This is a genomic window from Psychrobacter sp. 1044 (assembly GCF_904846525.1).
Taxonomy (GTDB): Bacteria; Pseudomonadota; Gammaproteobacteria; order Pseudomonadales; family Moraxellaceae; genus Psychrobacter.
This window is the reverse complement of record NZ_CAJHAZ010000021.1, coordinates 17150-30535: the sequence shown is the minus strand read 5'-3', so window position 1 is coordinate 30535 and position 13386 is coordinate 17150. Positions and strand designations below refer to the sequence as shown.

Here is a 13386-nt window from a genome sequence, read left to right as displayed (position 1 = left end):
AAAATATATTATTACATATTATTTTTGATAATAAGGATATTCCAATGAAAATACTTTTAAAGGTCAAACCCTCTTCCTCCGTTCTACTGGCTGCTATCTTTGCTATTGGTGCAGTTAGCCTGTCAGGCTGTAGTGAATCAGATACCAAGGCTGTCGACCGTGTCGCAGAAGCTGAAGCATTAGCCCGCGTTAAGTCACTTGAGGCACGTGCCTCAGAAATTAAAGACGAGATGGCTGCAAATCCAAGCGCCAAACTGAGCGTTAGCATGCCAGATGAATCCACTATTCCAGATGATGAGTTTGGCGCAGCAGTACGTCGCGGCTTACAAATCGCCAATCATACTTATAGAGAGATGCCTGACAATGTCGGCAACCAGTTGAACTGTACCAGCTGTCACTTGGGTAATGGCTCAGAGGCCTACGCGGCGCCTTGGAATGGCATGCCGGGCATTTATCCTATTTATCGTTCACGTGCTGGTCGCGTGAATTCAATACAAGAGCGCATCAATGGCTGTTTTGAACGCTCAATGAATGGCAAAGCGCTTGACCTAGGTTCAGATGATATGAATGCGATGGTGTCTTATATGAGCTGGTTATCACAGGGTTTGCCTTATGGTGTCTCGCCTGAAGGTCGCGGTTTTGTTAAGGTAGACAAAACTTTAGAGCCAAATACGGACAATGGCAAAAAGCTGTTTGCTGAAAAATGTAGCGTTTGCCATGGTGAAAATGGCGAAGGTCAATATAACGACGATGGCACTTATATCTATCCAGCAGTAGCCGGAGACAAGTCCTTTAACGATGGCGCAGGTATGGCACGAACTTATACAGCAGCGGCCTTTATCAAAGGCAAAATGCCATTTGGTCAAGGTAACTCGCTTAGTGACCAAGAAGCGGTCGATATTGCCGCTTACTTTACCCATCTGCCGCGACCTATCAAAGCCAACAAAGACAAAGACTGGCCCAATGGTGATGCCCCTAAAGATGTACGCCGCTAGTTTTAAGCACCTTTAAAAGTTACCATAAAAAGCCCAACTACTTAAATAGCTGGGCTTTTTTATTATTGATAGTTAGGACAATTTGCGTCCTTTATCTTTAATTTAAGGCAATTTCATATCACCATCAACTAGCCAGCCCATGCGGCGCATCACATGAGCGACCACCCCTGCAATTAGGGCAGGTAATACAAACATCAACAGGATAATCGCTGTCCATAATTGACCCGTACTCATGATGTCTTGTGACGCTTCAATCACTCCAAATACGCCGACCAATCCGGCGGTACCCATACCCGCACCCGTTGCCGTACATGCCAGTCCAAAACCTACTGTCGCAATAGGACCAACGATGGCGCTGGCAATCACAGCAGGCAACAACACCAGCGGTTTTTTTAACACATTAGGAATCTGTAGCATACTGGTACCCAGACCTTGAGATATCACGCCACTGATGCCGTTGTCTTTAAAGCTTGCAACGGCAAAGCCAATCATGTGTGCTGCACAGCCTACCACTGCTGCCCCGCCTGCTACGCCGCCAAGCCCAATTGCGATACAAATAGCAGCGCTGGACGTTGGCAATGTCAATAAAATACCCACCACCACTGCAATCACAATACCCATTAACAGAGGCTGTAACTCAGTGGCCGCTTGAATACCTTGACCAATGGCAGCGACCGTAGCGACGATAGGTGGATTCAATAGTGCGCAAACTGCTAATGCTACCGCGCATACCAATAAAGGAACCAATAGAATATCAAGCTTGGTTTTGCCAGCAACCCAAGTACCAGCACGATAAGCAAATACCGAGGTCAAATACGCCCCTATCGGATTGCCCGGTAACGCGGCAAAGGTCGCAGGTCCACCTACTTGGGGCGTAAATAACGTCCCTGCTATTAATGCTTCAGAGTGTGCGCCAAGCATACCCGCCACCAAGCAGCTGAGCATGACGAGCGTCGGTGCTTTAAGGTAATAGGCGATCCCTACTCCGATACCCGCACCCATTAGTACTGAGGCAAGCTTGCCCACCGCAACCAATGCGGGCAAATCTAACCAGCCACCGATTTGCGAGATGATTAGACCAGCAATCAATGTGACAAATAGCCCTAAAGCCATGCCAGTAAACGCATCAATAAAATACTTTTGGAAAAATGCTTTAATGAAGCCAGTAGGCGGTGTTGCTAAATGAGAGACAGTCATAGCCATGCTCTTTATAAAATTTTTGATGAAAGGTAATAAACCAACAGAAAAATAACTTTGCTAAAAATCAGAGATAAAAAAAACGTCATTGCGACGCTTTTTTTATTATTCATAAAGAACTATAACTGTCATTAAACAGCGCAACTTAACGACGCTGTTCAACGATGATGGAGTCAATACCATTATTCTGTAGGCGCTGCTGAGCAGTGGTTACTGCTTGGCGGTTATTCATCGGGCGAGAAATAACTTGATAGATTGGCAAACCATTACCCGTCGTATTCTTGACCACGCGAGCGTCTACACCTGCCATCAACACTTGAGCACGGCGGCGATCTGCTTCATCCGCATCACCGAAGCTGTTGATCTGCAAAATGTAAGTTGCCGCAGGTTTTGCAGCCTGAACGCTAGCAGTACCTGCGCCTGCATTATTGGTGGACGTATTATTGCTACTAGCAGGCGTCGATCCATCATAGGTCGCGTCTTCTTCAACGATCACAATGTCATCGCCGCTATTACTGGTAGCAGCGTTATTACCACGACTGGGCGCAATAACCGTATTTTCAGAGATACCAAAGTTACCAGTATCATCATTGCGACTGGCTGAGCCATCTTCAGGTTGAGTCACCACCACATCAGGCTCAAAGGCACTGATATCCCCTATGCGATCATTGCCTGTCTCAGCAATATCTTCATCAGGAATAGTCGCCATCTCTTGATTGGGCAAAATATCATAGAACTCATAATCACCATTATCAGTATCAGTGTCGACACGTGGCTGTACCTGACGATCAGGATCATTACCAGCGGTGCTGTCAGCGGGACTGAAATCAAATAATGGTGACAAGTATATAAACACCCCTATCATAAGGGTCAATACAGCCCCGACAAACATCCACAATAAGCCTGATACGCTACTTGTTTTGCGTTTTTCAGTCGCACCTTTAGGTTTTTTGGCTAGCATGGATCTGGTTCTCCCTACTGAATCTAACTATCATCAAATTATGGCTGGCAGTCATCTATACTCATACTACATGTTAGAAAGTTACTATATACTAGAAAAAAACTACATGCTAGATGGTGCCGACAACCCTAACAAACTAAGACCATTGGCCAATACTTGACGTACGGCTTTAGACAGACGCAAACGGGCTTGCATCAATTCCATCTCATCCGAGCTTGGTGTCTCACCTGACGTCAAACTCACTGGCAAAATGCGATTGCTGTCATACCAACCATGAAATAGCGCTGCCAACTCTTTAAGATAGTTGGTCAAGACATGTGGCTCATAACCCGTCGCAGCGCGTAATAATGTCGCTGGATATCCTGCTAATAATTTAATCAGCTCGTCTTCGTTTGGTGCGCTAAGTAAGTCTTGATGTTCTAAACCAATCGCATCGTCTACCACAAGACCACTGTTTTGTAGCTTTTCTAACACTCGACAAACACGGGCATGCGCGTATTGAATGTAATACACTTGATTGTCTTTGCTTTGTGATTTAGCCAGCTCCAAATCAAAATCAATATGCACTTCAGGCTTACGGGCGACATAATAAAAACGCGCGGCGTCGTTACCAACTTCGGTACGTAAATCACGCAGGGTGACAAATTGACCTGAACGCGAGGACATTTGCACTTTTTCACTACCACGCCATAGTGCAACAAATTGCACAAGCACCACATCTAAACGCTCAGCATCAATACCAAGCGCCAATAAAGCGGCTTTTACGCGTGGTACATAACCATGGTGATCGGCACCCCAAACATTGACCACTTTATCAAAACCACGATCAAATTTGTTTTTGTGATACGCAATATCAGAAGCAAAATAAGTAGATTGACCATTGGCACGGCGCACAACACGGTCTTTTTCATCACCAAAATCGGTTGATTTGAACCAAATATTACCGTCTTTTTCGTATAGGTAGCCTTTTTCATCTAAGGTTTGCAAGACTGGCTCAATCTCGCTATCAATAGACCGTTCGCTAAACCAGCACTCGTAGCGCACACCAAAGTCATTTAAGTCATCTTTGATATCGGCTAAAATACTGCTCAATGCCGCATTTAAAAACAGCTCATAGCCCTCACCAAGCAAGGCTTTACTGTTGGCAATTAGGCCATCAATATGCGCTTCTTTGTCACCTGATAGCAGTGTTTTTTCGCCGTCCGCATTAATCTCAAACTCAGCATCTGCTGGCACATCTTTGGCGATTGCTGCAAAGCTATGAACGTAATGATCACCATGTTGCGCTTTTAACGTTTGGGCGATGTCACTGACATAATCACCTTGATAACCATTGACTGGGAAGATTATTTGCTCGCCATTGATTTCCAGATAACGCAAATAGGTACTGGTCGCCAAGATATCCATTTGACGACCGGCGTCATTGACATAATATTCACGCGTGACGTCATAACCAATCGCTTCCAGCAGGTTTGCCACGCTCATACCGAACGCTGCACCGCGACCGTGCCCAACGTGCAAACTTGACGTTGGATTGGCAGAGACAAACTCAACCTGAATTTTTTGCCCGTCAAACTGATCGCTTAAACCAAAGCGATCTTGCAAGGCAAAGATATCATCTAATACCGCAAATTTGGCTTCCGCATTTAAGAACACGTTAATAAAGCCTGGACCTGCGATTTCCACTTGGCGAATGTCTTGGTTTTCAGGCAGCGCATTGACGATTTTTTCGGCAAGCTGTCGTGGATTGACCTTGGCAGCTTTGGCCGCTGTCAGCGCGATATTACTGGCGAAATCACCATGGCTTAAGTCTTTAGTACGGGTGATTTGGCTATTATTTTGCCAATCGCTTGGTAACGTGCCATCTGCTTGTAGGGTTTGAATCGCATCGTTAAATAGTGATGCAAGTGTATCAATTTGGGCTTGTGACATAAGGATTTGAACTCAATTAAATAAACAACAAAAACGGTATAAAAATGTGGCGAATGCGAGCAGCCAATAACTGCCTATTATAATAGCGACCGACATTGCAGGGGATAAAATAATACAAAAAAGATAAGTAACCTGTAAATATAACAATCTTTGCCCTGCATTGCACCATTTGCACCAAAATTAGCACTAAAATCTTACGGTTATGACAGTTAACACTGATAATTTAGGTGACTAGGGCGTGCCCTCATTTTAAAAATGGTGATAAAAAGGAGATAAATTGCTGTAAAGTAAGGAAAATAGCGCAAATAATATCGAGATATTGGTAAGCTATTTGACGATGTTTGGCAAAATTTAGCCATTTTTAGCCCATTTAGAGGTTAATCGATTTATTTGAAGACACGCCCTAACAGACGCGTTGCCTGTGCTTTCATTCACGATAAGTCAGATTAAAATATTTTAAATAGATCAGGATTTAGCGCTGTCACCGATCAGTCAGCCCTGCAAATTGTAGCGTTACTGTTGTCTCCTACTTAGCAGCAGTTTATACCTGCTCGCTTCCGCGTTATAATAACGGTTTGTATTGCTGCCTACTTTTTTCTGACTTATTTTATGGATTACTGCTTATATCATGAATGGTAATACTTCATTTTGAAGGCAATTATTATCAAAAGATCCATAATAGAAATAAATAAAGACGGCGTTACTACTTTATAGGATTATGCCATGTTTGCTATTGCTGCCAGTACGGTTACCAGTTGGGGATTGTATGTTTTACTACCCATATTCATCGCCTTCTTATTTTTTATTATGTGGGACATCTCTAAAGAATCTCAAGCTGGGCGCGCGGGTACATTTTGGATTTTCTTAGCACTAGGCGCAGGGTTTGTGGGCTTCTTACTCAAGCTATTGTTGGAAGTCGCTTTTAAAAGGTGGTTGATATAATTTTTATATGACTAGGCCGTGTCCTCACTGTCAATGATAGGTGATAAATAACTCGCCTATCACTGATAAATAAGCGGTTAAATAATCAATTAAAAAATACATGGCTCATGACGGCTTCACTTTACAGTGTGTCAATCATTCCTACCAAAATATCACTCACTGAGCCTTGCTATCATTTTTTACGACTTCACTCACGTAAGTTGGTAAATCCCACGCACCACCAGCAAAACCGCGACACATTCCTGAGCTGGAATCTTCTGATTTGGCAAATGTTTGACCATTCCAAACCCATATCGCATGATTCCAGCAATCACCCAAGCCTCGATCTTTATGTGTTGCCCAAATCTCGCCATCAGAATAGTCATTGCCTGCGGTGGTGATTAGCTGCGAACTATGAGGGTTTGCGTTGTCTATAAGCCAATATCCATAGCTTTCATTATAGGCACCTTGCCAACAAAGATGACTGGCAAGCGTATGATTATCATCAATAGGGGTAAAATCCCAACTAGCACTGTTGCTAGCATATTTTGCAAAGTTTATAGAAGCTTCACTTTTGGAATTTACAAGTTCACAGTCTCCCATCACCTCATCTGAGCCCATTAACTGCTCATCATCAATATTTACCCACTGGTTTATATTGACCTGAAAGTACGCCTGTTTTGATGCAGATAGTTTCTTATTGTCTTTTTCTGAATACGAGAATGCCTTTTTGATGATTGGCTTTGGCTTAGCGGATTTCGGTGTTTGCTTACTTGTGTGGTTTTTACTCACCAATGCTATTGGCTTGCCTACTCTGCCTTGCACCTCATCAAGTTTGAGCAATACCGCACCCATACCTTTGTCACTAATTGTCCAGCGATCACTACCTACTCTTATCTCTATCCTAGTATTTTGACGCGCATGGTTAATAAGGTGTTGCGTTTGCTTGGCGGTTAAGTCGTACGCAGAACCATCAGCATCTGGTTGTAGCACGCCTTGGTTTTTGCCATTTAACCACAGTTCAGCACTATGGTAGGTTTTGTCTGAGGTTTCTGATAAAAACTGAATTTGGGCAATCGGCAAGGCTTTTTTTGGTATGACAGTTAATAAAATAGAAGCTGGCGTATCGAACATACTCTCATCTGCATAACCTGCTGCGCGACAAGTCAATGTATTATCACAAACCACTTGCCAATCATCCTGCACAAAGCCCCACCCTTCAAATGGCGTACCATAGGCAGCATGAGCTGATATGGACGTCAATGGCAGCAAGCCTATCATAGCGCTGAGCAAAATCGTTAATTTTTTCACTGTCCATATTCCCTATGAGTGATACAGTACCCACGCGCTACTTTTTTGCAATCAAAGTCGCACGCATCGGCGCAGGATAGCCTTCAAGCGTTTTGCTAGCATCATTAGGATCTAAGAAGTCGGCCAGCGAATGATAAGTCATCCATTCCGTTTTACGCTGCTCATCGATATAAGTCGTTGCCACATCGACACAACGTACCTCTGAGAATCCTGCTTTTTCTAGCCAGCCTGTCAATGCCGCGACTGATGGTAAAAAATACACATTATTCATCTGGGCATAGCGGTCATGTGGCACCAGTACGGTATTGGCATCACCTTCGATAACCAAGGTTTCAAGCACCAATTCACCGCCTTTGACCAACTGCCCTTTAAGCTGTTGTAAATGCTCAAACGGCGATTGGCGATGATAGAGCACACCCATACTAAATACGGTGTCAAATAATTGGCTATGCTCGGGCAATGCTTCAAGTGGTACGGGGATATAATGCGTTTTATAGCTATCAGCAGCCCCGACAAAATGACGAATCGCCATAAACTGATGATAAAACAAGCAAGACGGATCAATGATAATGACCGTATCCGCGCCAGCGCCAGCCATACGCCAGCCGTGATAGCCAGAGCCACCGCCCACATCCAATACGCGACGACCTTTTAAATTACCCAAATGCGGTGTGACCCGTTGCCACTTCCAATCACTGTGCCATTCGGTATCAATCAATATTGGCGCGGCTTGTTGGTCTTCATTCTGACCACTATCAATTTGATTTTCGAGCTGACCACCAATTTGAAAAGGCCCTTTGCGCCATGGCATCAGCTGCTTTAATAGTGCCATTGTTTGTTTGCGCTGAGACTCACTAAGATTTGCCTCAATCGTCAGGACATCACTGTTCAGATCGACATTATTGACGGTTAATTCTGGCAAACGAGCGACTGACGCTTGATAAGCAGGTGCATGCGCGTAGTTGGCTTTGTCCTTGATATCATTTAACCATGTTGGCAAGCGCGTAAGCCATTCATAAGCACTCGGCTGCTGCTGTGCTAACTCCAACAAGGTTAAATATAATGCGCGTTCGGCGTGGGTGATAGTGTCGTTAAGCATAAAAGCAGATTACCGTATTGATCAAAAAAACTGTGTTAAAAATAAGGATTATTTAAACGCCACAATAGAGACGAAGTTTAAAAACTGAAACCACGTGAGATGACGTTTAAAGCCAACTTGATCTAACCGTACATGATGCTCGTCTAAGGTATCAGTAATAAGCACGTTCTCTAGTGCATTACGTTTGCCGCTGATTTCCATCTCGCTATAACCATTGGCACGTTTAAAATCATAATAACGCTCAACCAACCACGCATCATATTGCTCATCAAAAGCATGGGTTTTTTCAGTTAATACCAGCATCCCGCCTTCACTTAACGCTGCATAAATTTTCTCTAATATTGCGACTCTATCGGCGGCGGGTAAAAATTGTAAGGTTAAGTTCAAAATCACCATATCGCAGGGTTCAAGTTCCACATCGCGAATATCAGCGGTAATCACTTCGATGTCATGCGCAGGATAATTGTCACTCAGTAGCGTGGTCGCTTCGGTCGTCATCGCTGGTGAGATATCAATCGCTTTAATCTGCAAGTCTTGCGGCTCAAACTCACCCGCCAACGTCATGCTTGCTGCACCAAGTGAACAGCCCAAATCATACACTCGACTGACGCGCTGTCCACTATCGCTCTGTTGACGATACTTACAATGGCGTCGGGCAAATATAGGCAGCATCGCTAGCACCTGACCATAACCGGGCACACTGCGACGAATCATATCAGGGAAACAAGCCACCACTTGCTCATCAAAGGAGAAGCGAGCCGCTTTATCGAGTGGCGTGGTAAACGGTTTGTCAAATAGGGTGTCGTGTTTAACAATAGCAGGCTTAGATTGACTCATGGTGCGACTCATTTTGTGATAATAGAACTTAAATTAGGAGATAATTGATGGTCTTGCTTGTCATTATTAGCTGAAAGCGGCACGACGTAGCAAAAGCCCATTATAACATTACTGTTTGTTACTTATCGCAGTCAGATGCCCTGCTAAGCTAAATACGTATTGCTAGGTAAAAAACACTTGGCTCATATTTTATATTTATAAAAATAGGAAAAATTATGCAAACCATTATTTTGGGCGGTGGCTGTTTTTGGTGCACCGAATCGGTATTTTTATCCGTAAAAGGTGTGCAATCTGTCGTTTCAGGCTACATGGGCGGTGACGCTGTTTCTGCCAATTACGAAGCGGTTTGTGGTGGCAATACAGGGCACGTTGAAGTCATTAAAGTCGAGTTCGATGACTCTATCGTCCCGTTAGAAGTGATACTTGATGTTTTCTTTGCCACCCATGATCCCACCACAATGGATCGTCAAGGCAATGACGTCGGTAGCCAGTACCGCAGCGTGGTTTTTTATACCGAAGAAAATCAGAAACCAACGATTGACCGCACTATCAACAAACTGCGCGATATGGGCGTCAATGTGGTCACCGAAGTACATCCAGCTGTTGAATTTTATCAAGCAGAAGAGACCCATCAGGATTTCTTTAATAAGAATCCAGGACAAGGGTATTGCAACTTTGCCATACCACCAAAGCTTGCCAAATTGCGTAAAGAGTTTAGTCAATATATGGTGAGCTAAACGACAGAATAAAGATATTTTTTCATTTGAAAAGAGATTATCTAAGCTTTTCATTATAGCCAAACGCTTATTGTATGAGCGTTTGGCTTTTTAACATCTTTAGCATTCTCACTCAAACCGTTATGATAGAAACAACTTAAATATAACCCACAACGAATAAAGGCGAAGGTATGAACGCTGAATTTTGGCACAGCCGCTGGCAAGAGAAACGTATTGGCTTTAATCAGTCTGCAGTGAACCCATTATTAATAAATTACTTTAAGCAGTTAAACCTGCCAGCTGGTAGCCGTGTCTTTGTCCCTCTTTGCGGTAAATCGATTGATATGGCTTGGCTGGCGGCGCAAGGCTACGACGTTGTAGGCGTTGAATTGGTGGAAACAGCGGTACAAGCGTTCTTTACTGAGCAGAATATCTCCCCTACTGTGCACCAGCATGTAGACAATTCAGCGATTAAATACTATCAAGGTCAGTTATTAGGACAAACCATTACCTTATGGGTTGCTGATATTTTTGCATTAACGACTGAGGATATTGGATCTGTAAAGGCGGTGTATGATAAAGCCGCATTGATTGCGCTACCGGCTGATATGCGTGTGCAATATAGTGCGCAAATGTACCAGCTCAGTGCTAATGCACCACAATTTATCATCACTCTCGCTTATGACCAAAGCAAAAAAGCGGGACCGCCGTTTTCTATCAGTAGCGAGCAAATACAGCAATATTATGGCGATAACTATCATATCAGCGAACTGACGAGTGAACCTACTTCTATAGGATCGGCACCTGAGCTAATGGTCACGGAGCATGTTTGGCTATTAAAGTGAGTGGTTAATAAAGCCGTTTGCGTAGCGATTAATCAGTACTAAATTATGATGGAGAAATTGAATGAAAATATTCGTTGGGCTGATAAGTTTAATCTCTATTTTGCTAGTCACACTCGCAGGTCCGCTTTACAAATTTGGCTTAGTCGATTTAGCGACTGCGTTTGCAGGGTTTAAGTTTGGTGTATTTGCTGGTATCGCAGCATTGGTACTATTAGTCATACAGCTTTTATTTAAACGAGACACGGCTAGCATTGGTAGCGTATTAACATCAGCAGCGCTTGCTATCATTGCCATTGCTATTCCACTAAGCATGATGAATAGCGCTAAAAATGTACCGCCCATTCACGATATTTCAACTGACTTAGTGAATCCACCTGAATTTGTGGCCATTGCCCCACTGCGCGCTGATGCACCAAACCCAGTTGAGTATGCAGGTGTAGAGACTGCAACGCAGCAGCGCGCCGCCTACCCTGAATTACAGACATTACGCTATAGCCAGTCAAAATCTGAGTTGGTTGGGGCAACCAAACAAGCCATCGATAATTTAGGTTGGGAGCTTGTCAATATCGATGCTGACAAAGGCGTCATTGAAGCGACAGATACGACTGCTTGGTTCGGTTTTAAAGATGATGTCGTCGTGCGTATCACGGATAACAGTAGTGAACGTCTAGTAGATATTCGTAGCAAGTCACGGGTTGGTGGGAGCGATTTGGGCAAAAATGCGGCGCGTATTCATAAGTTGATTGAAGAGTTGGATAGGTTTTTGGGGGAGTGATTAGGTTTCGAGAGAAGTAAAAGTGATTAATTGGATTTTTTTAGTACTTTATATATTTTAGCCTATCTACCTTAAACCCTCTCTCAACCTCACGCCACCGTCAACTTATAGTAACAGCTTACTTCGATACCTTTTCTTTACCCATGAGATTGGTTACTCTAAGTCCATACTGCACCAATCCGCTTTGCTTGCTCTTTTAATAACTATTTCAACGTTTATAGGATATTTTCATGCGTTTGACTCCAGTTTCTACTTTATCATTACTTAGCCTTGCTGTTGGGCTGAGTTTTGCTAGCACTGCTCAAGCAGCCAAACCACCAGCACCAAACTTATCTAATGCCGAGTTTCAACAATGCTTAGACGGTTTGAAAAACTCTAGCAAATTTCGAGGGGTTGATAGCTCTACTTTTAATAACTATCGCCCTAGCCAGCCTGATCCTAGCGTGATTCAGTCATTGAATTATCAGCCAGAGTTTCAAAAAGACGTTTGGGATTATTTATCTTCACTGGTCGATAAAGAGCGTGTAGAAGATGGTATCCGTGCCAAGCGTCAATGGGCAGATACGCTACGTCAAATTGAATCACGCTATGGCGTCAAAGCCGAACACGTACTAGGTGTATGGGGCGTTGAGTCGAACTTTGGGCAAACATTGGGCAAAAAACCTTTGTTTGAGTCTCTAGCGACCCTGTCTTGTTTCGATCGCCGTCAGAGCTATTTCCAAGGTGAATATGCCAATGCACTAAAAATCGTCCAAAACGGTGATATCGCGCCAAGTGATATGACAGGCTCATGGGCAGGCGCTTTTGGTCAAACACAATTTATGCCAAGTACCTTTTTAGAGCTGGCAGTCGACTTTGATGGCGATGGTCGCCGTGATTTGGTCAATAGTGTGCCTGACGCGCTAGCCTCTACCGCAAACTTCTTAGATAAGCGCGGCTATCGCACGGGCGAGCCTTGGGGCTACGAAGTCAAGCTGCCCAGTGGATTTTGGGCAGCGTCTGACCGTAAAAACAAGAAGTCTATCAGCCACTGGCGCAATCAAGGTATCACGCTCGCCAATGGCAGTCCATTGCCAAACGATTTGAGTAGTGCTGGTCTATTATTACCCGCTGGCAAAGATGGTCCTGCTTTCTTAGTTGGTAAAAACTTTGATACGTTTTATTCTTATAATGCGTCAGAAAATTATGCATTGGCAATCGCCCATTTATCAGACTTAATCACCAAAGAGGACAGCAGCAAAACTGACTTTGTCACGGCATGGCCTACCGATGACCCTGGTATCAGTCGCCAGCAAGCCAAAGATATCCAGCAGGCGTTATTGAACGCGGGTTACGATATTGGTGGTGTTGACGGCATTATTGGCGACAATACCCGTATCGCGATTCAGCAATACCAATCTAGTCGTGGTATCTTACCAGCGGATGGCCGCGCAGGACAAAAATTCTACCGCGCCATCATTGGAGATGCTGGAAACACAGCCCCGAAAAGTACGCAATACGGCAATCAATACAGACAGCCGTCGAATAGCCAGCCTTTAAACCCTGCCTCTGCTGATCTCATGGGACAGTTGATTCAGCAGCAAACGAGTACTCCTAATACTTACTCAACGCAGCCTTCTGCACAATCACCTACCTCTGGTAACACACGCTATCGCCGTGTCACTGGTAGCGACGGTGTGGTAAAGCTCGTTCGTGTTGACGAAGGTTCTTAATTAGTTAATGTCTGTTAATTATTACTAAAATAAAAAGCCACGTTAATAATAGCGTGGCTTTTTTATAACATGAATTTTCTAAACG

Annotated in this window: 12 protein-coding genes; 6 read left to right on the top strand and 6 right to left on the bottom strand. The window is 43.9% G+C overall.

All coding sequences use genetic code 11. The features are described from left to right. Positions 1–995, top strand: a 995-nt coding sequence (locus JMX82_RS12575) for a c-type cytochrome (protein WP_320158778.1), incomplete at its 5' end; no start/stop codon positions are given. 102 nt (positions 996–1097) lie between these two features. Here JMX82_RS12575 and JMX82_RS12570 read toward each other — a convergent pair. The 3 genes from JMX82_RS12570 to argS all read right to left on the bottom strand — a co-directional run bounded on the left by JMX82_RS12570 (position 1098) and on the right by argS (position 5085). After that, entirely contained in the window at positions 1098–2192 is a 1095-nt protein-coding gene (locus JMX82_RS12570) for a PTS transporter subunit IIC (protein WP_265089327.1), read from the bottom strand. 145 nt (positions 2193–2337) lie between these two features. Continuing rightward, positions 2338–3153, bottom strand: coding sequence for an SPOR domain-containing protein (locus tag JMX82_RS12565; protein WP_109592480.1), 816 nt, complete (start codon positions 3151–3153; stop codon positions 2338–2340). A 102-nt stretch (positions 3154–3255) separates the two neighbouring features. Next, complete coding sequence (argS, locus tag JMX82_RS12560; RefSeq protein WP_201540783.1) at positions 3256–5085, bottom strand: arginine--tRNA ligase; 1830 nt, start codon at positions 5083–5085, stop codon at positions 3256–3258. A 723-nt stretch (positions 5086–5808) separates the two neighbouring features. Between argS and JMX82_RS12555 the strand changes: the two genes are divergently transcribed. Continuing rightward, positions 5809–6027: a DUF2788 domain-containing protein gene (locus JMX82_RS12555; protein WP_045448016.1), complete on the top strand. Its 219-nt coding sequence runs from the start codon at positions 5809–5811 to the stop codon at positions 6025–6027. A gap of 156 nt (positions 6028–6183) precedes the next feature. Here JMX82_RS12555 and JMX82_RS12550 read toward each other — a convergent pair whose 3' ends face one another. The 3 genes from JMX82_RS12550 to cmoA are packed head-to-tail and all read right to left on the bottom strand — an operon-like array spanning position 6184 to position 9265. Continuing rightward, on the bottom strand, positions 6184–7317 hold the full coding sequence (locus tag JMX82_RS12550) for a DUF1176 domain-containing protein (RefSeq protein ID WP_201540782.1): 1134 nt from the start codon (positions 7315–7317) through the stop codon (positions 6184–6186). A 37-nt stretch (positions 7318–7354) separates the two neighbouring features. Next, the gene (gene cmoB / locus JMX82_RS12545) at positions 7355–8416 is read right to left on the bottom strand and encodes a tRNA 5-methoxyuridine(34)/uridine 5-oxyacetic acid(34) synthase CmoB (protein WP_201540781.1); all 1062 of its coding nucleotides are present in this window, start codon (positions 8414–8416) and stop codon (positions 7355–7357) included. Positions 8417–8464: 48 nt separating this feature from the next. Further along, on the bottom strand, positions 8465–9265 hold the full coding sequence (gene cmoA, locus JMX82_RS12540) for a carboxy-S-adenosyl-L-methionine synthase CmoA (protein WP_201540780.1): 801 nt from the start codon (positions 9263–9265) through the stop codon (positions 8465–8467). A gap of 203 nt (positions 9266–9468) precedes the next feature. Here cmoA and msrA point away from each other — a divergent pair, with 203 nt between their 5' ends. The 4 genes from msrA to JMX82_RS12520 all read left to right on the top strand — a co-directional run bounded on the left by msrA (position 9469) and on the right by JMX82_RS12520 (position 13301). Continuing rightward, a complete protein-coding gene (msrA, locus tag JMX82_RS12535; protein ID WP_109592489.1) occupies positions 9469–9990 on the top strand; it encodes a peptide-methionine (S)-S-oxide reductase MsrA in 522 nt (173 codons plus the stop codon). Positions 9991–10160: 170 nt separating this feature from the next. Then, complete coding sequence (tmpT, locus tag JMX82_RS12530) at positions 10161–10814, top strand: thiopurine S-methyltransferase (protein ID WP_201540779.1); 654 nt, start codon at positions 10161–10163, stop codon at positions 10812–10814. Between the two features lie 61 nt (positions 10815–10875). Then, positions 10876–11589, top strand: coding sequence for a DUF1499 domain-containing protein (locus JMX82_RS12525; protein WP_201540778.1), 714 nt, complete (start codon positions 10876–10878; stop codon positions 11587–11589). A gap of 230 nt (positions 11590–11819) precedes the next feature. Then, positions 11820–13301 carry a lytic murein transglycosylase gene (locus JMX82_RS12520; RefSeq protein WP_201540777.1) on the top strand — a complete coding sequence of 494 codons (1482 nt, stop codon included), beginning with the start codon at positions 11820–11822 and terminating at the stop codon, positions 13299–13301. Positions 13302–13386: the final 85 nt, after the last annotated feature.

Bases quoted from the DNA above. Each gene is read 5' to 3' on its own strand.
- JMX82_RS12570 (WP_265089327.1), bottom strand. From the start codon at position 2,192: ATGACTGTCTCTCATTTAGCAACACCGCCTACTGGCTTCATTAAAGCA.
- JMX82_RS12565 (WP_109592480.1), bottom strand. From the start codon at position 3,153: ATGCTAGCCAAAAAACCTAAAGGTGCGACTGAAAAACGCAAAACAAGT.
- argS (WP_201540783.1), bottom strand. From the start codon at position 5,085: ATGTCACAAGCCCAAATTGATACACTTGCATCACTATTTAACGATGCG.
- JMX82_RS12555 (WP_045448016.1), top strand. From the start codon at position 5,809: ATGTTTGCTATTGCTGCCAGTACGGTTACCAGTTGGGGATTGTATGTT.
- cmoB (WP_201540781.1), bottom strand. From the start codon at position 8,416: ATGCTTAACGACACTATCACCCACGCCGAACGCGCATTATATTTAACC.
- cmoA (WP_201540780.1), bottom strand. From the start codon at position 9,265: ATGAGTCGCACCATGAGTCAATCTAAGCCTGCTATTGTTAAACACGAC.
- msrA (WP_109592489.1), top strand. From the start codon at position 9,469: ATGCAAACCATTATTTTGGGCGGTGGCTGTTTTTGGTGCACCGAATCG.
- tmpT (WP_201540779.1), top strand. From the start codon at position 10,161: ATGAACGCTGAATTTTGGCACAGCCGCTGGCAAGAGAAACGTATTGGC.
- JMX82_RS12525 (WP_201540778.1), top strand. From the start codon at position 10,876: ATGAAAATATTCGTTGGGCTGATAAGTTTAATCTCTATTTTGCTAGTC.
- JMX82_RS12520 (WP_201540777.1), top strand. From the start codon at position 11,820: ATGCGTTTGACTCCAGTTTCTACTTTATCATTACTTAGCCTTGCTGTT.